Source organism: Duganella caerulea, assembly GCF_040362985.1.
GTDB classification, from domain to species: Bacteria; Pseudomonadota; Gammaproteobacteria; order Burkholderiales; family Burkholderiaceae_D; genus Rugamonas; species Rugamonas vulcania.
The window spans coordinates 234,388-260,510 of sequence record NZ_BPWJ01000004.1 but is presented as its reverse complement, the minus strand read 5'-3'; the positions used below and the strand labels follow the sequence as shown (position 1 = coordinate 260,510).

At 61.6% G+C, this 26,123-nt stretch carries 17 protein-coding genes; 9 read left to right on the top strand and 8 right to left on the bottom strand.

Translation table 11 applies throughout. The features are described from left to right. Window positions 1–20 precede the first annotated feature (20 nt). Together ACUJB0_RS13980 and ACUJB0_RS13975 are read left to right on the top strand one after the other, a co-directional pair. On the top strand, window positions 21–4,859 hold the full coding sequence (locus tag ACUJB0_RS13980) for an RHS repeat domain-containing protein (protein WP_444845747.1): 4,839 nt from the start codon (window positions 21–23) through the stop codon (window positions 4,857–4,859). Continuing rightward, window positions 4,856–5,068, top strand: a complete 213-nt coding sequence (locus ACUJB0_RS13975) for a hypothetical protein (protein ID WP_444845746.1) — start codon at window positions 4,856–4,858, stop codon at window positions 5,066–5,068. Before ACUJB0_RS13980 ends, ACUJB0_RS13975 begins: the two co-directional genes overlap by 4 nt. Before the next feature lie 389 nt (window positions 5,069–5,457). On the opposite strand, the gene ACUJB0_RS13970 is transcribed toward ACUJB0_RS13975, so the two are convergent. From ACUJB0_RS13970 to ACUJB0_RS13960, 3 genes are all read right to left on the bottom strand, one after another. Then, window positions 5,458–6,966, bottom strand: coding sequence for a tryptophan halogenase family protein (locus tag ACUJB0_RS13970; RefSeq protein WP_444845745.1), 1,509 nt, complete (start codon window positions 6,964–6,966; stop codon window positions 5,458–5,460). 89 nt (window positions 6,967–7,055) lie between these two features. Continuing rightward, the gene (locus tag ACUJB0_RS13965) at window positions 7,056–8,891 is read right to left on the bottom strand and encodes a M2 family metallopeptidase (RefSeq protein WP_444845744.1); all 1,836 of its coding nucleotides are present in this window, start codon (window positions 8,889–8,891) and stop codon (window positions 7,056–7,058) included. Between the two features lie 62 nt (window positions 8,892–8,953). Further along, window positions 8,954–11,401 (bottom strand): glycoside hydrolase family 31 protein, encoded by a 2,448-nt coding sequence (locus tag ACUJB0_RS13960; RefSeq protein ID WP_444845743.1) that lies wholly within the window; start codon window positions 11,399–11,401, stop codon window positions 8,954–8,956. A 176-nt stretch (window positions 11,402–11,577) separates the two neighbouring features. Here ACUJB0_RS13960 and ACUJB0_RS13955 point away from each other — a divergent pair, with 176 nt between their 5' ends. From ACUJB0_RS13955 to ACUJB0_RS13945, 3 genes are all read left to right on the top strand, one after another. Beyond that, a complete protein-coding gene (locus tag ACUJB0_RS13955; RefSeq protein WP_444845742.1) occupies window positions 11,578–12,903 on the top strand; it encodes an MFS transporter in 1,326 nt (441 codons plus the stop codon). A gap of 100 nt (window positions 12,904–13,003) precedes the next feature. Continuing rightward, window positions 13,004–14,635, top strand: a complete 1,632-nt coding sequence (locus ACUJB0_RS13950) for an alpha-D-glucose phosphate-specific phosphoglucomutase (RefSeq protein WP_444845741.1) — start codon at window positions 13,004–13,006, stop codon at window positions 14,633–14,635. A gap of 22 nt (window positions 14,636–14,657) precedes the next feature. Continuing rightward, window positions 14,658–16,349, top strand: coding sequence for an alpha-amylase family glycosyl hydrolase (locus ACUJB0_RS13945; RefSeq protein WP_444845740.1), 1,692 nt, complete (start codon window positions 14,658–14,660; stop codon window positions 16,347–16,349). On the opposite strand, the gene ACUJB0_RS13940 is transcribed toward ACUJB0_RS13945, so the two are convergent. Next, window positions 16,340–17,278 (bottom strand): alpha/beta fold hydrolase, encoded by a 939-nt coding sequence (locus ACUJB0_RS13940; RefSeq protein WP_444845739.1) that lies wholly within the window; start codon window positions 17,276–17,278, stop codon window positions 16,340–16,342. The genes ACUJB0_RS13945 and ACUJB0_RS13940 overlap by 10 nt on opposite strands. Window positions 17,279–17,374: 96 nt before the next feature. Here ACUJB0_RS13940 and ACUJB0_RS13935 point away from each other — a divergent pair, with 96 nt between their 5' ends. Continuing rightward, on the top strand, window positions 17,375–17,830 hold the full coding sequence (locus ACUJB0_RS13935; RefSeq protein WP_444845738.1) for a winged helix-turn-helix transcriptional regulator: 456 nt from the start codon (window positions 17,375–17,377) through the stop codon (window positions 17,828–17,830). Between the two features lie 21 nt (window positions 17,831–17,851). On the opposite strand, the gene ACUJB0_RS13930 is transcribed toward ACUJB0_RS13935, so the two are convergent. The 3 genes from ACUJB0_RS13930 to ACUJB0_RS13920 all read right to left on the bottom strand — a co-directional run bounded on the left by ACUJB0_RS13930 (window position 17,852) and on the right by ACUJB0_RS13920 (window position 23,451). Next, the gene (locus ACUJB0_RS13930; RefSeq protein ID WP_444845737.1) at window positions 17,852–20,140 is read right to left on the bottom strand and encodes a GH92 family glycosyl hydrolase; all 2,289 of its coding nucleotides are present in this window, start codon (window positions 20,138–20,140) and stop codon (window positions 17,852–17,854) included. A 116-nt stretch (window positions 20,141–20,256) separates the two neighbouring features. After that, complete coding sequence (locus ACUJB0_RS13925) at window positions 20,257–20,616, bottom strand: PKD domain-containing protein (protein WP_444845736.1); 360 nt, start codon at window positions 20,614–20,616, stop codon at window positions 20,257–20,259. A 48-nt stretch (window positions 20,617–20,664) separates the two neighbouring features. Further along, window positions 20,665–23,451: an alpha-1,6-glucosidase domain-containing protein gene (locus ACUJB0_RS13920; RefSeq protein ID WP_444845735.1), complete on the bottom strand. Its 2,787-nt coding sequence runs from the start codon at window positions 23,449–23,451 to the stop codon at window positions 20,665–20,667. 202 nt (window positions 23,452–23,653) lie between these two features. Between ACUJB0_RS13920 and ACUJB0_RS13915 the strand changes: the two genes are divergently transcribed. The 3 genes from ACUJB0_RS13915 to ACUJB0_RS13905 are packed head-to-tail and all read left to right on the top strand — an operon-like array spanning window position 23,654 to window position 24,476. Continuing rightward, window positions 23,654–24,118, top strand: a complete 465-nt coding sequence (locus ACUJB0_RS13915; protein WP_444845734.1) for a hypothetical protein — start codon at window positions 23,654–23,656, stop codon at window positions 24,116–24,118. Next, the gene (locus tag ACUJB0_RS13910) at window positions 24,109–24,252 is read left to right on the top strand and encodes a PIN domain-containing protein (protein WP_444845733.1); all 144 of its coding nucleotides are present in this window, start codon (window positions 24,109–24,111) and stop codon (window positions 24,250–24,252) included. Before ACUJB0_RS13915 ends, ACUJB0_RS13910 begins: the two co-directional genes overlap by 10 nt. A gap of 11 nt (window positions 24,253–24,263) precedes the next feature. Next, complete coding sequence (locus ACUJB0_RS13905) at window positions 24,264–24,476, top strand: PIN domain-containing protein (protein ID WP_161084770.1); 213 nt, start codon at window positions 24,264–24,266, stop codon at window positions 24,474–24,476. A gap of 5 nt (window positions 24,477–24,481) precedes the next feature. Here the strand turns inward: ACUJB0_RS13905 and ACUJB0_RS13900 are convergent, their stop codons facing one another. Continuing rightward, complete coding sequence (locus ACUJB0_RS13900) at window positions 24,482–26,047, bottom strand: POT-type proton-dependent oligopeptide transporter (RefSeq protein WP_444845732.1); 1,566 nt, start codon at window positions 26,045–26,047, stop codon at window positions 24,482–24,484. Between the last annotated feature and the right edge of the window lie 76 nt (window positions 26,048–26,123).

Genomic DNA, 26,123 nt, shown 5'->3' with positions numbered 1-26,123 from the left:
ACTAGACAGGGAGCATACGTATGTTGAACTCGTCTTTTCTCGCGCAGCGGCCGCTGTTGCGGACCGTCGTAACACTACTCGGCAGCATCGTTCTGCTTCACTCGGTCGCTAGCGCCGATACGACGATCCCCGCTGAACTCTCGGATACCATCAAGGCTCCCAACGCCGTGGCCAAGTTTGGCCCGGACCTGTTCGGTGATAAGGTCAATTTGTATAACGGTACGCTGATCTTTGCGCAGACAGACGTGCGCCTGGACGGAATCGGGGCGATTCCATTGACCGTAGGCCGCACGCTCACGGTCGGCAAGTCGAACGTTGGGCAAGGGGGGCGCGCGTTCGGCATATGGGATCTGGACATACCCTATTTGTCCGGCGTGTTTGAAATCTCAAATGGTTGGACCAATTCGCAAAACTCAACTGCGCGCTGCAGCAACTTCAGCGCGCCGCCGGTGTATTACAACCAGCGGACGTGGGAGTTCTACCCAACTGATTACTGGCAGGGGAATACGCTGCACCTGCCAGGTCAAAGCGACCAACTGATGTTGCTGCGCTATGCATCTATGCCCAACGTCCCGTCCGACGGGCCGGCTTATCCGGTTGTCACGCCGCAGTTGTGGGCCTTCAGTTGCCTGAGCACGTTGGCAGATAACACCGGTGCCGGTGAGGGCTTTCTGGCTGTAGCGCCAGATGGCACCCGGTACAAATTCGACCATATGGTAAGTGTTTCCGCACCCACCATCACCGGCGGGACGCAAGGGGCGGCAAAGCCTGCATTGGGTGACGTGAAACGAGACCTGAGTGCACGACCCGGCAGTCCGGAAAATCCGCTCACTAGCGCGGCCGGCCAAGGCATCATGCATCGCAAGGAGGTGCGGCTGTTGCCGACGTTGATCACTGACCGGAACGGCAACACAGTAACTTTCACTTATGATCCAGCGCTGCCGGGCAATCTGAAAACCATCGCAGCCAGCGACGGCAGAAGGCTTACCTTCACTTATGGTAACTCCAGCGCGACCAATCTCATCACCAGTGTGACTGACGGGGTGCGGACCTGGAGTTACTCTTATTCGGGCACCATCCTTAATCTTGATACGGTGACCCAGCCCGATGGTTCGAGATGGAGTTTGGCGGGAATCTCGCCTTTATTTACGAATGTGAAGTTCAGTAGCAAGCCTAACTGCGACAATCCCGGCGAGGTGACGGGGTCGTCGACGGGATCGATGACGCATCCATCCGGCGCGGTCGGTACGTTCACGTTGAAGGCGACGATACACGGGCGTTCGTTGGTCGATCAGCAGTGTATTCAAAACGTCTTCGACGGCACGGAATGGGCAGTCACGCCACGCTATTTTTACACCAATTCGCTGGTTAATAAAACCATCTCAGGCCCAGGCCTTCCCGCGACGACCTGGACGTACGACTACGGCCCTCTCAACGCCAGCTGGAGTAACTGCGCCGGCGATTGCCCAAGTACGAAAATTGTGACGGTGACCGATCCATCGTCGTTCGTCACGCGCTACACCTTCGGCAATGTCTGGTTGCAGACCGATGGCAGATTGCAGCAGACGGACTTTGGTTGGAATGGTGGCAGCGCCCTGCGCACGGTTAAACAGCGGTATCGCCAATTTGGGGCCGGTCCCTACCCCGACATGGTTGGCGCATCCGGCAGCGGCAGCATCGGCGATTCGGATATGCAGCAGCGTCTGGCACCGATGGACCAGAAAGTTATTACCCAGCAGGGCGTCGACTTTACATGGGAGGGGAGTGGTTACGACGTCAAGGCGCGGCCCACGGTGGTATCGCGTTACAGCGCCTTGGGCAGTCGTACGGAAACCACCGTTTTCAGTGACAACCTGAGTAAATGGGTGCTGGGCCAAATCGGCTCCGTCACGGAAAGCAGCACTGGCAAGGTGATGGTGCAGAATACTTACGACTCGATAACTGCGGATCTGCTGACCGTCAGCCAGTTCGGGCTGCTCAAAGAAACTCGGACCTACTATGCCGATGGGACGCTGAAGACCAGCAAAGACGGCCTGAACCAGACCACCACGTTTAGTAGCTACCTGTTCGGGATACCGCGACTGGTCAGTTTTGCGGATGGAAAAACGAAAAGCACGGTGGTGTCGCCGTCGTACGCCCAGATCAACTCAACCACCGATGAAACCGGTGCAACGACCAGCTTCAGTTATGACAGCATGGGGCGCTTGTTTTCGATTGTCTATCCGGCAGCCGACACGGTCGCCTGGAACGCGACCAATCTGCGGTTTGATCAGGTGTCCACGGCGGAGTACGGCCTGCCGGCAGGTCACTGGCGCAGGATCGTCTTTACCGGCAACGGCAACGAGGTAACATATTTCGACGCCATGTGGAGGCCGGTATTGTCGCGCCGTTTCGATGCAGGCGACGAGGCCAATACCCGCAGCATGGTGCTGCGCAAGTTTGACTATAACGGTGCACTCATCTTCGAGTCGTATCCGCAGCGCACGATCAACGCGATGACCGATAGCGTCAATGGCACCACCACCACGCTCGATGCTTTGGGACGGCCGACCAACATCGCCGCCAATAGCGAACTTGGTACGCTCAACACGGGCTTCAACTACAACCAGGGATTCAATAAGACCATCGTCAACCCGCGCGGTATCGGAACGATTTACGGCTACCAGGCATTTGACCAGCCGAGTGAAAACGCGATCACCGTCATCAATGAACCCTACGGCATCACGACGCAAATCGGACGCGACGTATTCGGCAAGACAACCAGCATCTACAAAGGTGATGCGTCGGTCAACGCCACGCATTACTATGTCTACGACGCCTATTCCAGACTGTGCAAGACCATCGAGCCGGAAGGTATCACGGTACAGGATTACGATGCGGCGGACAATGTCAAGTGGCGCGCCTTCGGCCAAGCACTGCCGTCGGGCGACAGTTGCGATCAAACTAGCGTACCGGCGGCGAATAAGGTCGTGTACGGTTACGATACCCGCAACCGTTTGCTGACGACCAGCTATTCCGATGGTAGCGCAGGCATTACCCGTACCCTTTACGGCGATGGTAAGCTGAACACGATACTCTCCAACGGCACCACCTGGACTTATGGCTACAACAAGCGCCGCCTGCTTGAAACGGAGACGCTCAACTACCTGGGCAAGAACTACGTCGTCAAGCATGGATTCGACGCTAACGGCAATGATAGTTCGCTGACCTATCCCGATGTAGCCGCCACCAAGTTGCCATATTTCGCGAACCAAGTGGGGCAGATCACTCAGGTGGGCGATGCCAGCAGCGGCGTCTACATCAGCGCAGTCAGATACCATCCGAATAACGCGATTGCCAGTTTCAATTACGGTAACGGCATAGCGCATGCGATGGGCCAAAATATCCGCGGCTTGCCGCTGCAGGGCGGCGACGTAGGCGTCATCAACGATACCTACACCTACGACGAGAACGGTAACGTCAAAGGCATCACCGACAACCAGGAAGGTGTTACCACGCGCACCATGCAGTATAACGACGTGGATGCATTGACCAACGTGACGGCGCCGAACATGTGGGGCAGTGCTACCTATGCGAATGATGCACTGGGCAATGTGCGTGGCGTGACTGTGAGCCAAGGACCGACTGCGCGCACCAATGCGATCAATTACGACGCGGCTACCAACCGTGTAGACAACATCTCCGGCGTCACCTATTTTCAATACGACCGCCAAGGCAACGTCAAGGCACGCGGTGCGGACCAGTATGCATTCGACATGGCCAACCGGATGACCAGTGCTACAGGCAAGGCAAGCTATGTATATGATGGCTTGGGTCGCAGAGTAGCGACAACCCGGACGGACAATACCAAGCAGATTCAGATTTATACGCAGGATGGCTTGCTGGTCTACGCGACCAATCAGGTGGGCGCGGGTGCGGTGACGGAGACGCGTTATGGCTATCTCAACGGCAGTTTGATCGCCGAGCTAGGCATCGCTTATATCCATACCGACGCGCTGCGTAGCCCGGTGGCCCGTACCGATGCCGTCAGAAATGTGCTGAGCCGCACGCGCTACGAACCCTATGGATTGACTGCAGCCGGCGCGACGCCGACAGTCGGCTTCACCGGGCATGTGAATGATGCCTACACCGGATTAGTATATATGCAGCAACGTTACTATGATCCGAGCTCTGCGCGCTTCCTAAGTATTGACCCGATATTAACTGATGTGAATACTGCGAGGAGTTTTAACCGGTATGCCTACGCTGCCAATAACCCTTACCGGTACATAGATCCTGATGGCCGAGATTTTTGTGGAAGCTATCAGTGTGAAAAGTTTGGCGTAGGGAATAGTGACGGTAGTTTGCGAGGGCTTGTGAATTCCTTGGCAGCCGGTGCCCAAGCAAATATCGTTGAACCTATACAAGCATCGGTGGATGCATCTGTCAATTGGTTGGATGAGAATTGGAACAGATATCTAGATTACAGACAGGCTCGGTCGGATCTATTGTCGGCTGCACTGCACGGTGATAAAGTCGCATCAGACCAAGTGGCGTTGGAGTTTGCGATGGGGTTTGTTGGTGCGACCTCGTCCAAAATTGCGGCTGGCCATGCTTTTGAGAAACATGTCTTGGGTGTCGGGGCTAGATTGGACGATCCCCTATTCCGAGGTCTTGGAATAAGAACCGTTGCGCAACTGGAGGCGCATATTGCTCAGATTATGGCAAATCCGACTGCTCAACGAGCACTTAGCAGAGGGAGAACCGCCTATTTAGACGCGCAGACCGGTACGGTGGTGATTCATAACCCGCGGGCTGCCGATTTGGGGACTGTATTTCGACCCAGCGATGCTCTTAAATATTTTAACGACTTAAAATGATGATTATGAAAACTGAAAATCGAAATGAAAAATCTATCACCCTACAATTTTCAATTGATGAGATTTTAATAGTCAACAACGCTTTGAATGAGGTTTGCAACGCCTTGGGTCCTCACGATTTCGAGACACGTATGGGGGCTACAATTGATGAAGCGAGAGCATTATTGAAGAGCGTAGGCGAACTCTTGGATAAATACTCTTCGGCTTGATCCACTCATAATCGAATTTAATGGTTCGCTGTATTCACTCTTGGCATGCTCGGAAAATGACAAATGGCAGACATGTTAGTCTGCTCGGTAAATCTTGAGTTATTTTCCGTCAGCCGCCGCGAAAGTGGCATTCTGCGTATCGACCCAGGTTTTAGCAGCGCGAAGTAGTCGAGCAGCGTACCTCCGTCGATCTTGTGCTTGCCCGAAATCGTACTCAGCGCCTCGGGCACAGCTTGCTCGTCACCATCGCCAGCATCACTGCAGTTTGGCGCCGGCCTTGGCAGCGTCATACACCGAGTAACGATGCGGTGGATCGGTGTGTACCAGTTGGCCGATAATTCTGATCCGGTGTTTGAACGCGACCACGGTACGCGATCCGCAGGCGACGCCTACAGCGGCGCCGAGCAGCACGAGGCGATGTATTCCTCGTGCGTCGGCATATGCTCGGCGCAGCGCAGCACCACTTCCTTGACGTTGCCCAGGAAGGCGGCGATGTCCTCCGCCGAGCGCTGGTCCACCAGCGGGTGGTAGCCCTTGGCGCGCAGGCCCTGGCCGTGCATCACCTGCAGCCAGCTGGTTTCGGTGAACAGCTCATCGCTGCCCCGGATGATGCGGCCGTTGCTGCGGTACAGATCCATGCGCCGCTGCAGCGTCGCCGGTATCTCCATGTTGCGGCAGTAGTCCCAGAACGGCTTGCTCTCGCGCGCATTGAGCTTGTAGTGGAGGATCAGGAAATCGCGGATGGCGGCGTACTCCTCGTCGGTCGCCTGGTTGAAGGCGTTGATGTCCGGCTGGTCGTAGCCCTTGTGCGGGAACATCGTCAGCAGCCGCGTGATCCCGGTTTGCACCAGATGGATGCTGGTCGATTCCAGCGGCTCCATGAAGCCGCCCGCCAGGCCGATGGCCACCACGTTCTTGTTCCAGGCCCGTTTGCGCTTGCCGGTGGTGAAGCGCAGATGGCGCGGCTGCGCCAGCGGCGTGCCGTCCAGGTTATTCATCAGGATGGACTCCGCCTGTTCCGGCTCCATGAATTTGCTGCTGTAGACGTGGCCATTGCCGATGCGGTGCTGCAGCGGGATGCGCCACTGCCAGCCGGCGTCGTGGGCGGTGGAGCGGGTGTAGGGCAGCAGCGGGCTGACGGACTCGCACGGCACCGCGATCGCGCGGTCGCACGGCAGCCAGTGCGACCAGTCCTCGTAGCCGGTGTTGAGCGCGCCCTCGATCAGCAGGCCACGGAAGCCCGAGCAGTCGATGAACAGGTCGCCCTCGATGCGCTCGCCGTTTTCCAGCACGATGGCCTGGACATGGCCGTCGTCGGTGCGCAGCACGGTTTCGACGATGCGGCCTTCGGTGCGGTGCACGCCGCGTTTTTCGCTCAGGCCGCGCAGGTACTTGGCGTACAGCGCGGCGTCGAAGTGGAAGGCGTGGGAGATGTCGGACAGTGGAGAGCCCGTGCTGTCGCTGACGGCGCGCAGGAATTTGTTCTTGCGGGCGGCGACGGTGTTGATCGAGTAGTGTTCGATGTCCGGCACCTGGCCGTCCTGGTACAGCTTGAGCCAGTACTGGTAGAACTTGGCGAGCAGCTGGTCGCGCCCGATCACGCCGAAGCCGTGGATGTAGGAGTCGCCTTGCTGGCCCCAGTTGACGAATTCGATGCCGAGTTTGAAGGTGCCCTGGGTCTGGCGCAGGAATTCGTTTTCGTCGACGCCGATCAACTGGTTGTAGCCGCGGATGACCGGGATGGTGGCCTCGCCGACGCCGATGGTCGATATCTCGTCCGATTCGACCAGGCGGATCTTGCATCCGTTTGAAATCAGCGTAGACAGCGCGGCGGCGGTCATCCATCCAGCAGTGCCGCCGCCGACGATGACGACGTTCTTCACCAGTCCAAGACCCATTTTGTCTCCTGTAGTTATATGTGTAGTTATTTGATTTGGCACCCTTCGATGGGGTGCCAAATCATTAACTTAACATACACAGGAGAGGGTTACTTCTTCTCCGCCGCCGCGAAGGCCGCGTTCTGCGTATCGAGCCAGGTTTTCAGCGGCGCGAAGTAATCGAGCAGCGCGCCGCCGTCGATCTTGTCCTCGCCCGAAATCGCCTTCAGCGCTTCCGGCCACGGCTTGCTCGCGCCCATCGCCAGCATCTGCTGCAGCTTGGCGCCGGCCTTGGCGTTGCCGTACACCGAGCAGCGATGCAGCGGACCGGTGTAGCCGGCCTCGCGGCACAGCGCGCGGTGGAACTGGAACTGCAGCATATCGGCCAGGAAGTAGCGCGCATACGGCACGTCCGCCGCCACATGGTACTTGGCGCCGGCATCGAAACCCGCGCCGCTGGCGTCGATGGCGACAGGGCGCTTCATGCCCATGTACTGCTCGCGTAGCTGCCACCAGCTCTTGTCGTAGTCGGCCGGCTTGGTCTTGCCGGAGTAGACGTCCCAGCGCCACTTGTCCACCGAGTAGGCGAACGGCAGGATGGCGACCTTGCTCAACGCGCGCTCCAGCAGCTGGCCGATATCGGCGTCGGCATCCGGCGCCTTGTCCATCAGGCCGACCTTCTGCAGATAGTTCGGCGTGATCGACAACGCGACCGTATCGCCGATGGCTTCATGGAAGCCGTCGTTGGCGCCGTTGCGGAACAGGAAGGGCTGCTTGGTGTAGGCGAGGAAGTAGTAGATGTGACCCAGCTCGTGATGGATCGTGGTGAAGTCCTCGGCGGTCGGCGTGATGCACATCTTGATGCGGACATCGTCCTTCTCGTTCAGCGGCCAGGCGGAGGCGTGGCACACCACGTCGCGGTCGCGCGGCTTGGTCAGCAGCGAGCGTTCCCAGAACGATTCCGGCAGCTTCTGCATGCCCAGCGAGGTGTAGAAACGCTCGGCGTATTGCGTCATCTGCTTGGCGTCGGTCTTGCGCTCCTCCAGCACCTTGGTCAGGTCGAAGCTGCTGGCGCCCGTCGCAGGCTTCAGAATCGGATACAGGTTGGTCCAGCTCTGGCTCCACATATTCCCGAACAGGTGGGCGGGGATCGGGCCGGTCAGCGGCACCACGTCCGGGCCGTAGGTCTGGCGCAGCTTGTAGCGGGTGTAGGTGTGCAGCGCTTCATACAGCGGCTTGACCTGCTGCCACAGGCGTTCCATCTCGGCGGAGAAGGCCTCCGGCGGCATGTCGTACTGCGCGCGCCACATCGCGCCGGTATCGACAAAGCCCATCTGCTTGGCGCCCTTGTTCGACAGGGCGACGTACTCGGTGTATTTCTGCTTGTAGGACGGCGACTGCGCGTGCCAGCCGGTCCACATTTCCTTCAGCTTGGCCTCGTCGCGGCTGTTGGCCAGGACCTTCTCCATTTCGCCCAGCGCCATGCAGGCGTCGGCCGTGCCGTCGGGCTTTTTCGGGCAGTACTTGGCTTTGCCGTAGGCGCCGTTCATCGCCGCCTGCAGCTGCGCGTATTGTTCGCGTTCCTTGGGATCGGCGAAGACCAGCGTCTGCTGCAACAGCATCATCTTGCGTGCCGATTCGGCCGGCAGCTTCAAGCCGTTGAAGCGGCGCGCGCCGATCGCCGCCTCGCCGGCCGCCGTCAGATAGCGCTCTGCGAAGAAGGAGGCGATGGCTTCCGTGTCGTCGGTGATGAAGTTGGAACCGACCCAGGCGCCCCTGGACTGTTCGTTGTTGAGCTTATTGAGGCGCTCTTCGGTATCGGCGAGAAAACGCTCGGCTTCCGCGACGGTTGGTTTTTTTGCGGGGGCAGCCAACACGGTGGTGCTGGCGGCTGTCATGGCGCTGAGCGCGAACAGCGTGCTGATGATTTTTGGTGACACTGGCATCTCCCTTGTAGTCTTGTTTGGCCATCGAACCGGTCGATTCGATGGCCGACAATCATACACGCTTACAGGGTGATGAAGACACTCCGGGCAGGCTGGCTGCTGGCCGGCAGCTGGATGTTCAGCACCTTGGCCGCTTCGTCCCAGACGAAGATAACCGGCTTGCCTTCGACGCGCACCAGCGACGGGTGGGCCGTCACGTTATGCACCTGCAGCGCGATGCTGCGCTCCGGGCGCTCGTACTGCTTGCCCACTTCCGATTCGATGCGCAGGGTCAGGCTGCGGCCCTGCAGCTTGCTGGCGAAGTGCAGCAGCTCGTACTTGCCCTGTTCGTAGGCTTGCGCGGTGGCGCCGTCGTCGTCATACAGCTTGCCGGCGCCGGCGCTGACCGAGGCGTCGTGGTAGTAGTGCAGTTCGAGCTGTTTGGTCGAGTAATCGCGCGTGGTCTGCACCACCTTGATCATCGGGATGAAGGCGCCGGCGCGCACGTAGACCGGCACATGATCGTCGCTCAGCTTCACCGCTTCGGTGGCGCCGCCCGCGTGCTTCTCGCCGGTGAAGAAATCGAACCACGCGCTGCGCGCCGGGAAGTAGACATCGGCCGTCGCCGCGCCTTGCTTGAGCACCGGCGTGACCAGGAAGTCCTTGCCCCACAAGTAGGTCGACGACATCGCGCGCACCTTGGCGTTGCCCGGCTCCTCGTACAGCATGGGGCGCATCAGCGGCAGGCCTTTCTGGTTGTTGTCGAAGCCCAGCGTGTAGTTATACGGCAGCAGGCGATAGCGCAGGCGGATCGCCTCGCGCGCCAGCGCCTTGGTGCGGTCTTCCCGATAGACCGGCTCCGGCGGCACCTCGTCCTGCGCGTGCGGCCGGAAGATCGGCTGGAACACGCCGTACTGCAGCCAGCGCGTGTAGAGCTCATTGTCCAGCACCGGGTTGGCGAAGCCGCCCAGGTCCGAGTGCATATAGCCCGTGCCTTGCATTCCCATCTGCAGCGAGATCTCGGGCTGCGCCTGCAAACCGCCCCAGCTCCGGTCCACATCGCCGGACCACGGGATGATGCCGTAGCGCTGCGTGCCCGAGTACCCGGCGCGCATCAGGATGAATGGGCGTTCGTTCGGGAAGTCCCGCTGGTAGCCTTCCGCCACCAGCTTCGCCCATTGATGGCCGTAGATGTTGTGCACCTGGTCGGCGCTGCCGGTGGCGTGGCGCATGGCGGTCGGGTGGACTTCCGGTTCGCCCAGGTCGCCCCACACGCCGGTCACGCCCTGCTGGCGCAGGCCCTTGTAGATGTTCCAGAACCAGTCCTTGCCTGGCTTGCCGAAGATGTCGATCAAGCCGGTGTGGCCGAAGTAGAAGTCGTAGGCCAGCGGCGCGCCGGCGGCGTCGGTGCCCAGCACCTTCTGCTCGACGGCTTCCTTCCATTTGCCGGACGTATCGAGAATAAAGGGCTCGGTGATCACCACCGTCTGCACGCCTTTTTTCTGGAAGTCGGCGATCATGCCGGTGGGATTGGGGAAGCTGTCCTTGTCCCACGCCAGGTTGCCCATCGTGCCCTTGATCTCTTTACCGAACCAGAACAGGTCGAACACGATGGCGTCGAGCGGGATATCGTCGGCGATGAATTTGTTGACGGTGTCGCGCGCGACGGCCTCGTTGCGGTAGCCGAAGCGCATCGCGAAATTACCGAAGGCCCAGCGCGGCGGCAGCGGTTGTTTGCCGGTCAGGCTGGTGTAATTGCCCACCACGTCCTCCCAGCTGTCGCCGGCGATCACCTGATAGGTCTTGCGGCCGCCGATGGTTTCGTAGGTCAGGCTGTCGTTCTTCTTGCTGTCGAAATCGAGGTAGCCGGTTTGCGGATTGTCGAAGTGGATCGCGTACATCTTCGACGACAGCGCCATCGGAATCGCGTAGCCCATCTGCTCGGACTTGTCGTCGTAGCCGTAGTGCGCCTTGTTGTACAAGGTGAAGCGATGGCCGCGGCGGTTCATGCCCACCGCGCGTTCGCCGGCGCCGTACAAGGCCTCGTCCTTGTCCAGCGCGAACTCTATGCCTTCCAGTTCGCGCGCCTCGCCCTTGTTGATATCTTTGCTACCGGTGGCCACATCGTCCCTGACCTTGATGTAGCCATGCTTTTCCGCGACCAGGCGCTTGCCCTTGTAGGCATACGAAATCTGGAACGGCGACTTGGTGATGGTGACGACGATGCCGGGTGTGGCATATTCGATGCTATTCAGTTTTGTGGTCAGCGTGGTCCTGACGTTGGCCGGCGCCAGCACCACCGCATGCGAGGCCGGGTCCAGCTGCTCGCCGTTCGGCACGAAAGTGGTTTCGACGATGCCGGCGGAGTAGGGCTTGATGACGTAGCTGCCGTCGCTGGTGTGGATTTCCAGCTGGCCGTCGCGGCGGGTGGCGCTGTCGAAGTGGCGGTCGGCGTTTTGCGCGTGCCCGGCCTGGCCGGCGGCCAGCAGCGGCAAGACTGCCGCAAGTTTTGCGATGGAATTGCTTTTCATGTAAGTTGAGTGGTCTCTGAGGTTGTTATGATTTTGTTGTTTGGCTACATTTGACTACAAAATTCTGCCCTTGGGATGGCTTGTTTCCTTTATTTTACTGGGAAACTCTTTCAATTGACACGCACCAGCCTGCGTGTTATTTTGCTACAAATTCAAAATAATCCGGGACGCGCAGCATGCAATCTTCCAGCAGCAAGCCCATACTGTCGTTTTGGCAGCTGTGGAACATGAGCTTAGGCTTTTTAGGCATCCAGTTCGGCTTTGCGCTGCAAAACGCCAACGTCAGCCGGATCTTCTCCACGCTGGGCGCCAATCCCGACGACCTGCCGTTGTTCTGGCTCGCGCCGCCCGTGACCGGATTGCTGGTACAACCGATTATCGGCTACCTGAGCGACAACACCTGGCATCCGACTTGGGGCCGCCGCCGGCCGTTCTTCTTTGTCGGCGCCTTGCTGGCGTCGATCGCGCTGTTCCTGATGCCGAATTCCACCGCGGTCTGGATGGCCGCCATCGTCCTGTGGCTGCTCGACGGCGCGATCAACGTGTCGATGGAGCCGTTCCGCGCCTTCGTCGGCGACAAGCTCGGACCCTCGCAGCAGACCGCCGGCTTCGCGATGCAGACCTTCTTCATCGGCTGGGGCGCGGTGATCGCCTCGCTGCTGCCGACCATCTTCACCCATCTGGGCGTGAGCAACGTGCCGGTCGGCGGCGCCATTCCGGACACCGTGCGCTACTCGTTCTACAGCGGCGGTGCGATCTACTTCCTGGCGGTGCTGTGGACCGTGCTCACCGCGAAGGAAACGCCGCCGGACGACATGGAGGCCTTCCGCGCCGAGCAGCGCCGCACCAAGGGCCTGGGTCACGCGCTCAAGGAAATCCTCGGTGGCTTCGTGCGCATGCCGAAGACCATGGTGCAGCTGGCCGCCGTGCAGTTCTTCACCTGGATCGCGCTGTTCGCGATGTGGATCTATACCACCAACGCCATCGGCGAAAACGTGTTCGGCACCACCGACGCGCAATCGGCCGCGTTCCAGAGCGCGGGCAACCATGTGGGCGTGATGTTCGCGGTGTACAGCGGCGTGTCCGCGCTGGCCGCCTTCATCCTGCCCATCCTGGCCCGCATGACCAGCCGCAAATTCGTCCACATGAGCTGCCTGACGATAGGCGGCATCAGTTTGTTCAGCATCTACGCCATCCATGACCTGAACATGCTGTTCGTGCCGATGGTCGGCGTGGGCATCGCCTGGGCCAGCATCCTGACCATGCCGTATGCGATCCTGGCCGGCGCGCTGCCCGCCAAGCGCATGGGCTACTACATGGGCGTCTTCAACTTCTTCATCGTGATCCCGCAGATCGTCAGCGGCCTGCTGCTGGGTTATGTGACCAAGTACTGGTTCGCCGGCCATCCGGTCAAGACCCTGATGCTGGGCGGCGTATGCATGGTGATGGCGGGCGCGCTGACGCTGGCCGTGCGCGATAACGCCGATCCGGTGGCCCGCTGAGGTAAGATTGTTCGCTTGACCATGTATTTGCGCGCCGCGGTTTCGCCGGAACAGGTAAAACAGAGGCTGTGAATACAGTCCTTTACCCTGCGGAGCGAACATGAGCATACAAATCGTAGCAACCAAACCATTCCCTGGCCAGCGGCCGGGGACTTCCGGCTTGAGGAAAAAAGTCAGCGTCTTCCAGCAGCCCTCCTATCTCGAGAATTTTGTGCAAAGCGTGTTCGACACGCTGGGCGACTGCGCCGGAAAAACGCTGGTGCTGGGCGGCGATGGCCGCTACCACAACCGCGAGGCGGTGCAGACCATCCTGCACATGGCGGCGGCCCACGGCTTCGCCAAGGTGCTGGTGGGGCAGGGCGGCATCCTGTCGACGCCCGCGGTCAGCTGCGTGATCCGCAAGCACGGCGCGCTGGGCGGCATCGTGCTGTCGGCCAGCCATAATCCGGGTGGACCGGATGGGGACTTCGGCATCAAGTACAACATCGCCGCCGGCGGCCCCGCGCCGGAAAGCGTGACCGAGGCGGTCTTCCACCGCACCGAATCCATTTCGCTCTACCGCATCAGCGACGCCCCGGCCATCGACATCGACCGCATCGCCACCTCCCGCATCGAGCAGATGGACGTGGAGGTGATCGACCCGGTGGCCGATTACGCGGAGCTGATGCAGCGCCTGTTCGATTTCGACGCCATCAAGGCGCTGTTCGGGCGCGGCTTCCGCATGTGCTTCGACGGCATGCACGCCGTCTCCGGCCCGTACGCCAAGGCCATCATCGAAGGCATGCTGGGCGCGCCGGCCGGCACCGTCATCAACGCCGTGCCGCTGGAGGATTTCGGCGGCCATCATCCGGATCCCAACCCCGTCAACGCCGCGCAGCTGATCGCCATCATGGCGGAGGACGACGCGCCCGATTTCGGCGCCGCTTCCGACGGCGACGGCGACCGCAATATGATCGTCGGCCGCAAGTTCGAGGTCACGCCGTCCGACAGCCTGGCCGTGCTGGCCGCGAATGCGACCATGGCGCCGGGCTACCGCGCCGGGTTGAAAGGCATCGCCCGTTCGATGCCCACCTCGCGCGCGGCCGACCGCGTGGCCGAGGCGCTGGGCATCCCGTGCTACGAAACGCCGACCGGCTGGAAGTTCTTCGGCACGCTGCTCGACGCCGGCAAGGCCACGTTGTGCGGCGAGGAGAGCTACGGCACCGGCTCGGACCACATCCGCGAGAAGGACGGCTTATGGGCAGTGCTGTTCTGGCTTAACCTGCTGGCCGTCAGCGGCAAATCGGTGCAGCAGCTGGTCGACGAACATTGGGCGCGTTTTGGCCGCAACTACTATTCGCGCCACGACTACGAGGCGGTCGCCTCCGAGGCGGCCAATGAGCTCATGGCCTCCCTGCGCATCAAGCTGCCCACGCTGGCGGGGCAGGACCTGGGCCATTACGTGGTCGATTTCGCCGACGACTTCGAGTACACCGATCCGGTCGACGGCTCGGTCGCCACGCAGCAGGGCATACGCATCGTGATGACCAACGGCTCGCGCATCGTGTTCCGGCTGTCCGGCACCGGCACCGAGGGCGCCACCCTGCGCGTCTACCTGGAGCGCTACGAGGCCGATCCGACTTACCACCACCTGCTCACCCAGCAGGCCTTGGCCGCATTGATACTCATCGCCGAGCAGGTCGGCGGCATCACCGGATGGACCGGACGCGCGCGTCCGACCGTCATCACTTAAAACCACAACTAAGGACGACAGCATGAAATTGACTCCCCTTGCAATGACTTTGGCGTTGGCGCTCGGCGCCGCGACAGTTGGCACCACCGCCATCGCCGCGCCGGCCGCAAAGCCGGCCGCGCGCCAGCCATTCCTGTGGGAGAACGCCACCGTCTACTTCCTGCTGACGGACCGTTTCAACAACGCCTATGTCGGCAACGACCTGGCCTACGGCCGCAAGGCGGATGCCGGTCCGCTGCGCGGCTTCATGGGCGGCGACCTGGCCGGCATCACCACCAAGATCAACGACGGCTACTTCGACAGCCTCGGTGTCAGCGCGATCTGGGTGTCGCCGCCGGTGGAGCAGATCCACGAAGGCACCGATGAAGGCACCGGCAAGTCCTACGGCTTCCACGGCTACTGGGCCGCCGACTTCACCGCGGTCGACGCCAACCTGGGAACGGAGAACGACTTCCGCAACTTCGTCGACGCCGCCCACGCGCACGGCATGCGCGTGCTGCTGGACGTGGTGATGAACCAGACCGGCCCTGTGACGGAGACCGATTACGTCTGGCCGGACGACTGGGTACGCACCGGCCCGCAGTGCACCTACAAGGACGCCAAGACCACCATTGAATGCACGCTGGTGAAGAACCTGCCCGACTTCCGCACCGACAGTGACACCCCGGTCGAGCTGCCGGAAAACCTGGCGGCGAAGTGGCAGCGCGAAGGCCGCTTCGAACGCGAAGTGAAGGAGCTGGACGAATTCTTCGCCCGCACCGGCTATCCGCGCGCGCCGCGTTACTACTTGATGAAGTGGCATTCGGACTGGGTGCGCAAGTACGGCGTGGACGGCTTCCGCGCCGACACCGTCAAGCACGTGGAAGCCAAGGTATGGAAGGAACTGGGCACGGTGGCCAGCGCGGCCTACGAGGACTGGAAGCGCGCCAATCCGGACAAGAAGCTAAGCGACGACAAGTTCTTCATGACGGCGGAAGTCTTCAACTACAACATCGCGCAGGGACAAGTGTTCGACCTGGGCGGCGGGCAGACCGCCAACTACTACCAGAATGGCTTTAACAGCATGATCAATTTTGGCATGGTATACGACGCCGCCAAGGATTACGAATCGCTGTTCAGCAGCTATTCGAACATGCTGCACGGCGGCGCGCTCGATGGCTACTCGGTCTTGAACTACCTGGACTCGCACGACTACGACAAGCCGTTCGACGCTTCGCGCAAGAAGCCTTTCGAAAGTGCGAACAAGCTGCTGCTGGCGCCCGGCGCCGCGCAGATCTACTACGGCGACGAAACCGCGCGCAAGCTCGATGTGGCGGAAGCGGTGGGCGACGCCAAGCTGCGTTCCTTCATGAACTGGGACGAGCTGCAGCAAAACGCGCAGCGCGACGGCTACAAGATCGCCGACGTACGCGCGCATTGGGCCAAACTGGGCTTGTTCCGCAAGGCCCACGTCGCGGTCGGCGCCGGCGTGCACCAGCAGCTACAGGCGAAGCCTTACGTCTTCAAACGCACCTATGACAAGGGCGCGCTGCACGACAAGGTGGTCGTCGCGCTGGACCTGCCGGCCGACAAACCCGCCAGCATCAACCTGCACGGCGTGTTCGCCAACGGCCAGAAGGTCAAGGACTACTACTCCGGCAAGAGCGCCGTCGTCAAAGGCGGCAGCGTCAATTTCGGTACGAGGAACGCGGTCGTCCTGATCGGTCAGGAGTAAGCCGCCTCCCGGGTGCGCCGCATGAACCGCGTGACCAGCATGGCCACGGTTTCCGGCGCATCCTCGAGACAGTAGTGGCCCACGCCCGGCAACGTGTGCACCTCGGACTTCGGAAACAGATCGCTGTACAGCGGCAGGAAATGCCCGGCATGCAGCGTGCGGTCGGCCAGGCCCCAGATGGCGAGGGCCGGCAGCGACTTGATGGCTTCCCTGGCCGCGTCGCCGGGCGTTTCGAATTGATGCGCGCCGGTCGCAAATCCCTTTGCCCAGCCGATCGCACCCAGGCAATCTGCCGGCGTGGCGAAATGCGCCGCATAGGCGCGCAGCCAGGTCTGGTCGATGAGCGCGTGGTTTTCGAATCCATTGAGCTTGAGTGTACTCAGGATATTGAATCCCAACTCGCCCAGCACGTTTTCCAGCCGCTGCTCCGCTTCCGCCTTCAGTATCCATTGAAACCACGGCGAGACCTGCGCGTTCGCCACCAGGCGGGAAGACAAATCGGACTGCCCGAACGGAGTCGGGCCATTGGCCGAGATGACGCGGGCGATGCGCTCCGGATGGCGCGCGGCCAGGCCCATGCCGACCGGGCCGCCGAAATCGTGCATGAGCAGCGTCACCTTGCGCAGGTCGAGCGCCAGCACCAACCGTTCGAGATTATCGATATGGTCCTGCAGCCAGTAGCTGCGCGCCTGCGGCGTGGCGCTCTTGCCGAAGCCCATGTGGTCGGGCGCGATGACGCGGTATTCGCCGGACAGGCTGGCGATCAGGTGCCGGAACATATAGCCCCAGGTAGGCTCGCCGTGCAGGCAGAGGATCACCTCCGCGTCGCGTGGCCCTTCGTCGACATAGTGCATCTGGAATCCGGGTGCGTCGCTGTAGTGCGGGGCAAAGGGGAAGGTGCCGTCAAAGGTTTCGTCGGAATGGATCATGGTTGGCCTCTATTCAATTTGGTTTTAATATGAAACCATTTGATTTATAGCTCATTCGGTTTTATTATGCAACCACAATCGTAAAGGAGAGATGGAATGGTCAAGCGCACCAGTCACAAGGACGTGGCATGCGGGGTGGCGCGTCCGCTGGATGCGATAGGCGATGGATGGTCCTTGCTGATCGTGCGCGATGCCTTCGATGGCCTGCGCAGGTTCGGCGAATTCCAGCGCAGCCTGGGGCTGGCCAAGAACATCCTGTCCACGCGGCTGCGCAACCTGGTCGAACACGGGATACTTGAAACGGTGCAGCCGGACGACGGCGGCGCGCATCTGGAATACCAGCTCACCGGGAAAGGGCGGGCGCTCTTTCCGATGCTGGTCGCTCTACGCCAATGGGGGGAGGATTACTTCTTCGAGCAAGGCGAGGCGCATGTGCGATTGGTCGACCGCAAACGCGGCCAGCCGGTGCGGCGGATCGAGGTGCGCGCACAGGATGGCCGCGTGTTGTCGGCTGAAGATGCGGTCGTGGACCGCAACGGCATCGACGGCTGAACGGTGGATGAACGTTAGCCGTTAGGGATGCGGGTCGGTTGAAAGCGAGTAGGGCGCGTCGGACGGCGCGGTGGCGCGCTGCTTGTTCGGCTGGCTGGACATGTCGAAGTCCAGCACCGCGCCCTGCATCAGGCTTGCGTGGCTCAACCAGTTCTTCGAGTAGGCCTTGCCGTCCAACTTGAGCGCGTTCACATAGCGCTTGCTGTCGCTGTTGGCCGGCGCGTTGATGACCACCGTCTTGCCGTTCTCCAGCCGCAGCGTGACCTTCTTGAAGAGCGGCGCGCCGATCACATACTGCGGCACCGCCGGCGTGACCGGGTAGAAGCCCAGCGCCGAGAACACATACCACGCGGACGTCTGGCCGTTGTCCTCGTCGCCGCAATAGCCGTCGGGCGTGGCCTTGTACAGGCGGTTCATGGTCTCGCGCGCCCAGTACTGCGTCTTCCACGGCGCGCCGGCGTAGCCGTACAGGTAGATCATGTGCTGGATAGGCTGGTTGCCGTGCGCGTACTGGCCCATGTTCGCGATCTGCATTTCGCGGATCTCGTGGATCACTTCACCGTAGTAGCTCTCGTCGAAGGTCGGCGGCAGCGCGAACACCTGATCCAGCTTGGCGACAAACTTCTCGCGGCCGCCCATCAGGTCCACCAGCCCGTTCACGTCGTGGAAGACGGACCAGGTGTAGTGCCAGCTGTTCCCCTCGGTGAAGGCGTCGCCCCATTTGAAGGGATTGAACGGCGACTGGAAGCTGCCGTCCTTGTTCTTGCCGCGCATGAGGCCCGTCTCCGGGTCGAACAGCTTCTTGTAGTTCATCGCCCGCTGCGCGTAGATGGCGATCTCCGACTGCGGCTTGCCGAGCGCCTTGCCCAGCTGGTAGATGGTGAAATCGTCGTACGCGTATTCCAGCGTGCGTGCGGCGTTCTCGTTGATCTTGACGTCATACGGCACGTAGCCAAGTTCGTTGTAGTACTTGACGCCGGCGCGGCCGACGGCGCTCATCGGCCCCTCGTTGTCGGCGCCGTGCTTGAGCGCCTGCCACAGCGTTTCGATGTCGTAGCCGCGCAGGCCCTTGATGTAGGCGTCCGCCACCACCGATGCCGAGTTATTCCCGATCATGACGTCGGCCAAGCCGGGGCTGGACCATTCGGGCAGCCAGCCGCTTTCCTTGTAGTCGTTGGCCAGGCCGGCCTGCATCTCGCGGTTGATCGACGGGTACATCAGGTTCAGGAAGGGATACAGCGCGCGGAAGGTGTCCCAGAAGCCGGTGCCGGCGAACATATAGCCGGGCAGGATCTTGCCGTTGTAGGGACTCCAGTGGACCACCTGGTTGTTGGCGTCGATCTCGTACAGCTTATTCGGGAAGAACAGCATGCGATAAAGGCTGGAATAGAAGGTGCGCGTCTGCTCGTCGCTGCCGCCTTCCACTCTGATGCGGCTCAGCGTCTTGTTCCATACGTCCTTGCCTTTTTGCGCGGTGGCGTCGAAGCTGTCGCCGGCAAGCTCGCGCTTCAGGTTCAGCTCCGCCTGTTCCTCGCTGATGAAGGAGGAGGCCACGCGCATGCCGACCTTCTCGCCCTTTTCGGTCTTGAAGCCGACCACCGCGCCGCTATGGTCGCTGGTCAGTTCCATCACGTCGCCGGCCAGCTTGTCGCCGCTCCAGATGCGGGTTGAGGCGAAGGGTTTGTCGAAGTAGATGACGAAGTAGTTCTTGAAGTTCTTCGGCAGCGGGCCGCGCGCATAGCGTGTGCTGTAGCCGACGATCTTGCGCTCCGACGGAATCACCTTGATGTACGAACCCTTGTCGTAGGCGTCCACCACCACGTAGGCCTGGTCGGTCTTGGGGAAGGTGAAGCGGAACTGCGCGGCGCGTTCGGTCGGCGCGATCTCGGTGGTGACGTCGGCGTCGGCCAGGTAGACGCTGTAGTAGTAGGGCTTCGCCACTTCCGCCTTGTGCGAGAACCAGCTGGCGCGTTCGTCCTGCGTGAACTTGAGTTTCCCCGTCACCGGCATGATGGCGAACTGGCCGTAGTCGTTCATCCATGGCGAGGGCTGGTGCGTTTGCTTGAAGCCGCGGATCTTGTCGGCGTCGTAGGTGTAGGCCCAGCCATTGCCCATCTTGCCGGTCTGCGGCGTCCAGAAGTTCATCCCCCACGGCATCGCGATGGCCGGGTAGGTGTTACCGTTCGAGAGTTCCGGCTTGCTGGCGGTGCCCATCAGGGGATTGATCAATTCAACCGGATCGGCGATGGGCGCGGCGGAAGCCGACAGAGCGAAGAAGAAGAGGGGCAGCGCGAGCGTGTGCAGTTTCATGTTTTGAACGACGGTGACGGGCGAAAAACTAGTGTAGCAGCTATGCCATCGCCGGGAGGCCGCGGGCCTTGGCGGCCGCCGTGTTTAATGGCGGCGCACTAAACGAGGTGCGACAGTTACTGCGCCGTGATGATCACGGACGATGGTGCGCTATTGAGTTTGCCGTCATCGACCACCAGCGTGGCGGTGTACACGCCCGGCAGGTCGGCAAAGAAGGTCGGCGTGGCGACTTTGGCGTTGAGCAGGGTCGCACCGCTGCCGGAGGGCTTGGTCAGCGTCCAGGTGTAGCTGAGGAGGTCCTGGTCGGCGTCGGCGCCGCTGCCGGCCAGTTTGATCGAGGTGCCGGCGGCGACGGTTTGCGCGGGACCGGCCATGGCGACCGGCGGGCGGTTAGCCTGCGCGGCGTAGTCGCCGCCGCCACCGCAGGCGCTGAGCGCGAGCAGTAGCAGCAGTGCTGCGATAGGGTTGCGTCTCATCATGATCTCTTTCTGGATCGATAGGGAGCCAAAAAGATATCACGGTGTTTAGTTCTTTTCTACGAATACCACGGCGCTGCGTGGCGGAATTGCAAACGTGCCGGAGGCCGCGTCGTATTTGGCTTCCAAGGCCACGCGTTTGTCCGCTGCGGTCATGCTGGTGTGGACCGGATGCAGCTGGTAGCGGCGGTTCTTTTCCTCCGCGACCGTCACGCGCTGCGCCACTTTGTCGACGTTGATCAGGTAAGTGACGGACTTGAAGTTTGCGCCCGCGTAGCCTGCGCCATCCAGGTGCGCGGCGATCACGGTCGGCACCTGGCCGCCGCCGGTGTTGTGGAAGCGCAGGCGCTGTTTGATGTCGGCCGCCGTGCGAAGGCGGAACAGCGTGCTGCTGGAGCGGATCGCCAGCAGGTCGCGGAAGGCGTCGCGCGCGTAGGCGATGTCCTTCGGCGACGGCTTGATGGCGGCGTCGCGCAGCAGGGGCTTGATCAGGGCGTAGTCCTTGCCGTTGTCCTCCGCGCGCGGCGCGCCGGTGCCGTAGTAGTTGTCCTGGTAGCTCCAGTCGATGCGGTTGAACCAGTCGCCCGATTCGAAGCTGTTGCGGTCCAGCGATTTGGATCGCAGGATGTCGAAGCCCGCGTGGAAGTAGGCCACGCCCTGGCTGAAGGCGTTGATGGCGGCGCCCAGCATCTGCACCTGCGCGCGTTCGGCGCTGGTGGTCGATTGCGGTAGCTTGAAGGCGTTGATGTCGTACAGCGTCTGGTTGTCGTGGTTCTCGACGTAGTTGACCACTTCGCCCGGCTCGCTGGCGTAGCCGGCCGGCTGGTTGCCGCCGTAGACGATGTCCTGCAGCTGTTGCGTCTTGCCGTCCCAGGTTTGCAGCGGGTAGCTGCGGATGGAGCCGGCCAGGCCGGCCTTCACCAGGTCCGACGCTTGCAGCAGGTCGCTGGCGGGGCGCTTGCCCGCTTGCGCATTGGTGTCGTACACCAGGCCATTGATGTAGCCCTGCTGCGTGACCATCTGCACGCCGCTGTCGCCGGCGCCGCCGCCACGCACGGCGTCGCGCGCGCGGTCGCTGAAAGTGCCGATGCCACTGCCGTTCAGCGACAGCTGCGACGCCTGCACGAAGCGCGCGCCGTCGGCCACTTCGCCGAAGTTCCAGCCTTCGCCGATGAGGTTTACGTGTCGGCCGGTGGCGCGGTCGGCGCGGGCTTGCAGCTGCTCCATCGCGGCGCGCGGCTGGTGGCCCATCAGGTCGAAGCGGAAGGAGTCGATCTTGTACTGCACCGCCCACTGTTCGACGGAGTCGATCATCAGCTTGGCCATCATCAGGTTTTCGGTGGCGGTGTTGTCGCAGCAGGTGGAACGTTCGATGGCGCCCTTGGCGTTCAGGCGGTGGTAGTAGCCGGGTACCACGCGGTCCAATACCGACTTCTCATTCTGGCCGGCGATGAAGGTATGGTTGTACACCACGTCCATGCCGACGCGCAGGCCGGTCTTGTGCAGCGCCTGCACCATCTGGCGGAATTCGATGATGCGCTTCGCGCCGTTGGCGGGATCGGTGGAGTAGCTGCCTTCGGGGGCGTTGTAGTGGTAGGGATCGTAGCCCCAGTTGTAGCAATCGGTGGACTGGGTCTTTGCGACCAGCGCTTGCTGTTCCTCGCTGCCCGGCGCCAGGACGGCCGGAATGGCGGGTGTGACGCAGCCTTTTTCCGGCACGCTGCCGATGTCGAATACCGGCAGCAGGTGGATGTCGGTCAGGCCGGCTTTGCTCAGCGCCGCCAGGTGCTTCATGCCGTTGGAGCTGGCTTCGGTGAAGGCGGTGTACTTGCCGCGGTTGGCGGCGCTGACGGTGCTGTCGTTGATGGAGAAGTCGCGCACATGCAGTTCATAGACTGTCATGTCGGATTGGGTGGCGACCTTTTTCGGTGCAGGGGTTTTGTCCCAGCCGGCGGGTTTCAGGTTGGCGGCGTTCAGGTCGGCGATGTAGCTGCGCTTCGAATCGGTGGTCAGGCTGATGGAATAAGGATCGGTGACGAGATTGCGCACCAGGCCAGCCGACGGCGCCACCACGTCCACCAGGTATTGGTAGTACTGGCCGGAGCGGTTGCCGTCGAGGTGCGCGGACCAGATGCCGGTGGCCTCGTCGCGCTGCATGGTGGTGAGGGCGGAGGCTTTTCCGGAGCCGTCGGCGTAGGTGCATAGCGCCACGCGCTGCGCGGTCGGCGCCCACAGTTTGAAGCCGGTCTGCTTGCGCGACTGCGCACCGGCCCCGCCGACACTAACGCCCAGATCCCGCGCCTTGGCGGCGCCAGCGTACAAGTCATCGAGCGCGCCGGCGATTTGCAGCGTGGTGGCGTCGCGCACGGTGCCATCGTCGGCCTCGTGCACCAGCATGACCTGCTGCGTCAACACGCCGCCGAGGTGCGTAGAATCGGTGGAGGCCAACGCCAGCAAAGCGCCGTCGCCGACAAATTTGAAGTGCTGCGCGACATCGGCCGGCACGCCGCCATCGAAGCGCACCAACGCCAGCGCACCATCCGCGCCGGACACGCGCGTGCCAGGCGCAGCGTGCAGCGATGCGGAAGCGGAGTGATAGAGTTTGAAAACGCCGCCAGCGGCATCTGCGCCCGGCCATTTGATCAACTGGCGATTGAGCCAATAAGCCCGCGCATCGGCGGCGACGGCCGGCTGCAGGACGGTGGCGAAAGGCCCATCGCAAGCGGCAAGCGTCGCCGCATCGGCGGCAGCGGCGGCCACACTAGTCAGCGCCAGTGCACCGCCAACAAAACCCCCGACCACCCGCCGCCACACTCCAAGATGCCTACCGCCCATATCGCCGCCTCCAAAAACTATAGATTTAGGTAGTGTGGCTACAAAAAACCAGCAAATACCCTTGAATTTGCTGGTTATGGTAATCTAAAACCTGTAGTTTTGATACCTTGATTGGTTGGCCGGGTCTATTCCTCCCTTGCGGAGTGCCATGCCTGCGCGCGTGTTATACACTAACTGTATAGGCAACCGAAATGGGTGTTTCATGGCGCAACTTACGGTAGAGCTGGACGATCGCGAAATAGCGCGCGTGCGTGCGGCTGCTCGTGCGCGGCAGGTTGACTCTAATCATTTGACTAGCGTTGAACTGCTGCAGGCGCTTGCGGCCGCATATCCGAAGAAGGCCAAAGCTAAAGGGGTGTGGCTCAGTGGTAGCGCGGCACGCATGACGCGTATGAGGGGGACGAAAGGCATCGATGCGCTTTTGTTAGCCTATGCCGCCCAGTGCGCGACCGAGATGCTTGAGCGGCAGCACCAGGCCGCCCTTGCAAAGATGGCAGAGGCTGTCAAAGAGACCGGCGTAGCTGCTGACACGGCCGCCATCAGCGCCGCCGCGCGCGCGAAACGTCTTGCTGCCGTCATGAGCGTGCATGGCATGTGGAAGCATGACCCGGATAAGCCACGCGACGCGGTCGCTTACCAGCGCGAGGCGCGTGCCGAATGGAAATAGTCCTCTTCGACACGAATATCCTGATCGACAATCTGGAGGGGCATGCGGCTGCGGTGGTCGAACTGACGAGCTATGACGACGCTATCATTAGCTCCATCACCTGGATGGAAGTGGCGTGCAAGATGGACATCTGAACGACGATATCATGGAACGCGCGGCTACTTTGCGAGGCCACAGCATCACTCATCCTCCCAAGTACTCACTGCCAGACTGCATCGTACGTGCGACAGCTGAAGCGGAAGGTCGTCTTATCATCACGCGCAATCCTGCCGATTTCGGCGGTGAAGGGCCTCGGGTGCGCGTGCCGTATGACATCATCGCGGGCGTTGCCGTGAACATCAAGGCGCCGCCCGCGTAGGTCGCCTACTTGGTCGCGCTGCCCTGGTTTTCAGTGCGGTAGTTGTCCACCATCTTGTAGCGCATCGCGTACAGCGCGAAGATGGCGGCGACCAGCAGCGCGAAGGCGGCGAAGAAGAACATCTGGAACGCGATCACGCCCATACCGCTGGTGGCGATGTGCGCGCTGACCGCATCGTTCTTCACGCCGGCGTTGACGATCAACACCCACAGGTTGCCGATGGTGACCGCCAGATACCAGAAGCTCAGAATGATGCCCTTCATCGGCGCCGGCGCCTGGCTGTAAGCGAATTCCAGTCCCGTCGCCGAGACCAGCACCTCGCCCAGCGTCAGCAGCGCGTACGGCAGCAATTGCCACAGGATGGACACCTTGTCGCCACCATCCATGCGCAGCTGGATCATGCCGATCACCACCCAAGCCGCCGCCGACAGCGCGATGCCCAGGCCCATGCGGCGCAGCGGCGTCGGCGTGATGCCGATGGCGCGCATGATCGGGAACAGCGCCAGGTTGTTGAAGGGGATCAGCAGCATCACCAGGATCGGATTGACCGCCTGCATCTGCGCCGGCAGCAGCGTGAATTCCCAGCCGAGGATGTTCAGCAGCGGGCTCTCCATCGAGTTGGCCTGCACGATCCAGGTCGAAGCCTTTTGGTCGAACAGCGACCAGAACGGCGTCACCATCGCGAACACGATCAGGATGCGCAGCACGGCGCGCACGCCTTCCACGGCCTCGTCGCTGTGCAGGCCGCGCGCGCGGTCCAGCTGCATCGACACGCCGATGCCGCCGAACGCCAGCACCAGCACCAGCGCCAGGCAGGCGGCGATGACGAAGCCCCACTGCGGCGTCATGCACAGCGACGCCACCGCGCCCAGCGCGCCGACACCGGCCATCACCAGGCCGGGCCGCGATTGGCCCGGCTGCTTGCTCATCAACGCGGTGCGGGCCACGCTGCTGAAGGAGTTCGGATTCGGCGCGGCCGGCGGCACGTGGATGTATTTGCGCTTGCCAAGCCAGAACACCAGCGTGGCGACCGCCATGAGAATGCCTGGAATGCCGAAGGCGACGGCCGGGCCGTAGTCGCGCAGGAACAGCGGCATCAGCAGCGAGGCGAAGAAGGAGCCGAAGTTGATGATCCAGTAGAAGGCGTCGTACACCGCCTTGGCGCGGTTCTTGTTGGTCTGGTCGAACTGGTCGCCGACAAACGCCGCCACCAGCGGCTTGATGCCGCCCGAGCCGAACGCGATCAGGAACAGGCCGAAGTAGAAGCCCTTGAGGTTGTCCTCGAAGATCGCCAGGCAGGCGTGGCCAGCCACGTAGATCAGGCTGAACCAGAACACCGTGTTGTACTTGCCGAACCAGCGGTCGGCCAGCCAGCCGCCCAGCAGCGGGAAGAAGTACACGCCGATGACGAAGGTGTGGAACACGTGCTTGGCCTCGCTGGCGCGGTCGGCCAGCGGCACGAACAGCAGCAGGGTGCTGAGCAGGAAGGGCGTCAGGATGTTGCGCATGCCATAGAAGCTGAAGCGTTCGCAGCCTTCGTTGGCGATGATGTAAGGGATTTGCCGGGGCATTGGCCCGTTGCCGGTATTGCTCACTATCTCTCTCCTGAGTGTGTAGTTTGACTACTATTTTTATCCGACGAATTTT

Excerpts from the sequence above, each read along its gene's own strand:
- ACUJB0_RS13980 (WP_444845747.1), top strand. The coding sequence starts at position 21 with ATGTTGAACTCGTCTTTTCTCGCGCAGCGGCCGCTGTTGCGGACCGTC.
- ACUJB0_RS13975 (WP_444845746.1), top strand. The coding sequence starts at position 4,856 with ATGATGATTATGAAAACTGAAAATCGAAATGAAAAATCTATCACCCTA.
- ACUJB0_RS13970 (WP_444845745.1), bottom strand. The coding sequence starts at position 6,966 with ATGGGTCTTGGACTGGTGAAGAACGTCGTCATCGTCGGCGGCGGCACT.
- ACUJB0_RS13965 (WP_444845744.1), bottom strand. The coding sequence starts at position 8,891 with ATGCCAGTGTCACCAAAAATCATCAGCACGCTGTTCGCGCTCAGCGCC.
- ACUJB0_RS13960 (WP_444845743.1), bottom strand. The coding sequence starts at position 11,401 with ATGAAAAGCAATTCCATCGCAAAACTTGCGGCAGTCTTGCCGCTGCTG.
- ACUJB0_RS13955 (WP_444845742.1), top strand. The coding sequence starts at position 11,578 with ATGCAATCTTCCAGCAGCAAGCCCATACTGTCGTTTTGGCAGCTGTGG.
- ACUJB0_RS13950 (WP_444845741.1), top strand. The coding sequence starts at position 13,004 with ATGAGCATACAAATCGTAGCAACCAAACCATTCCCTGGCCAGCGGCCG.
- ACUJB0_RS13945 (WP_444845740.1), top strand. The coding sequence starts at position 14,658 with ATGAAATTGACTCCCCTTGCAATGACTTTGGCGTTGGCGCTCGGCGCC.
- ACUJB0_RS13940 (WP_444845739.1), bottom strand. The coding sequence starts at position 17,278 with ATGATCCATTCCGACGAAACCTTTGACGGCACCTTCCCCTTTGCCCCG.
- ACUJB0_RS13935 (WP_444845738.1), top strand. The coding sequence starts at position 17,375 with ATGGTCAAGCGCACCAGTCACAAGGACGTGGCATGCGGGGTGGCGCGT.
- ACUJB0_RS13930 (WP_444845737.1), bottom strand. The coding sequence starts at position 20,140 with ATGAAACTGCACACGCTCGCGCTGCCCCTCTTCTTCTTCGCTCTGTCG.
- ACUJB0_RS13925 (WP_444845736.1), bottom strand. The coding sequence starts at position 20,616 with ATGAGACGCAACCCTATCGCAGCACTGCTGCTACTGCTCGCGCTCAGC.
- ACUJB0_RS13920 (WP_444845735.1), bottom strand. The coding sequence starts at position 23,451 with ATGGGCGGTAGGCATCTTGGAGTGTGGCGGCGGGTGGTCGGGGGTTTT.
- ACUJB0_RS13915 (WP_444845734.1), top strand. The coding sequence starts at position 23,654 with ATGGCGCAACTTACGGTAGAGCTGGACGATCGCGAAATAGCGCGCGTG.
- ACUJB0_RS13910 (WP_444845733.1), top strand. The coding sequence starts at position 24,109 with ATGGAAATAGTCCTCTTCGACACGAATATCCTGATCGACAATCTGGAG.
- ACUJB0_RS13905 (WP_161084770.1), top strand. The coding sequence starts at position 24,264 with ATGGAACGCGCGGCTACTTTGCGAGGCCACAGCATCACTCATCCTCCC.
- ACUJB0_RS13900 (WP_444845732.1), bottom strand. The coding sequence starts at position 26,047 with ATGCCCCGGCAAATCCCTTACATCATCGCCAACGAAGGCTGCGAACGC.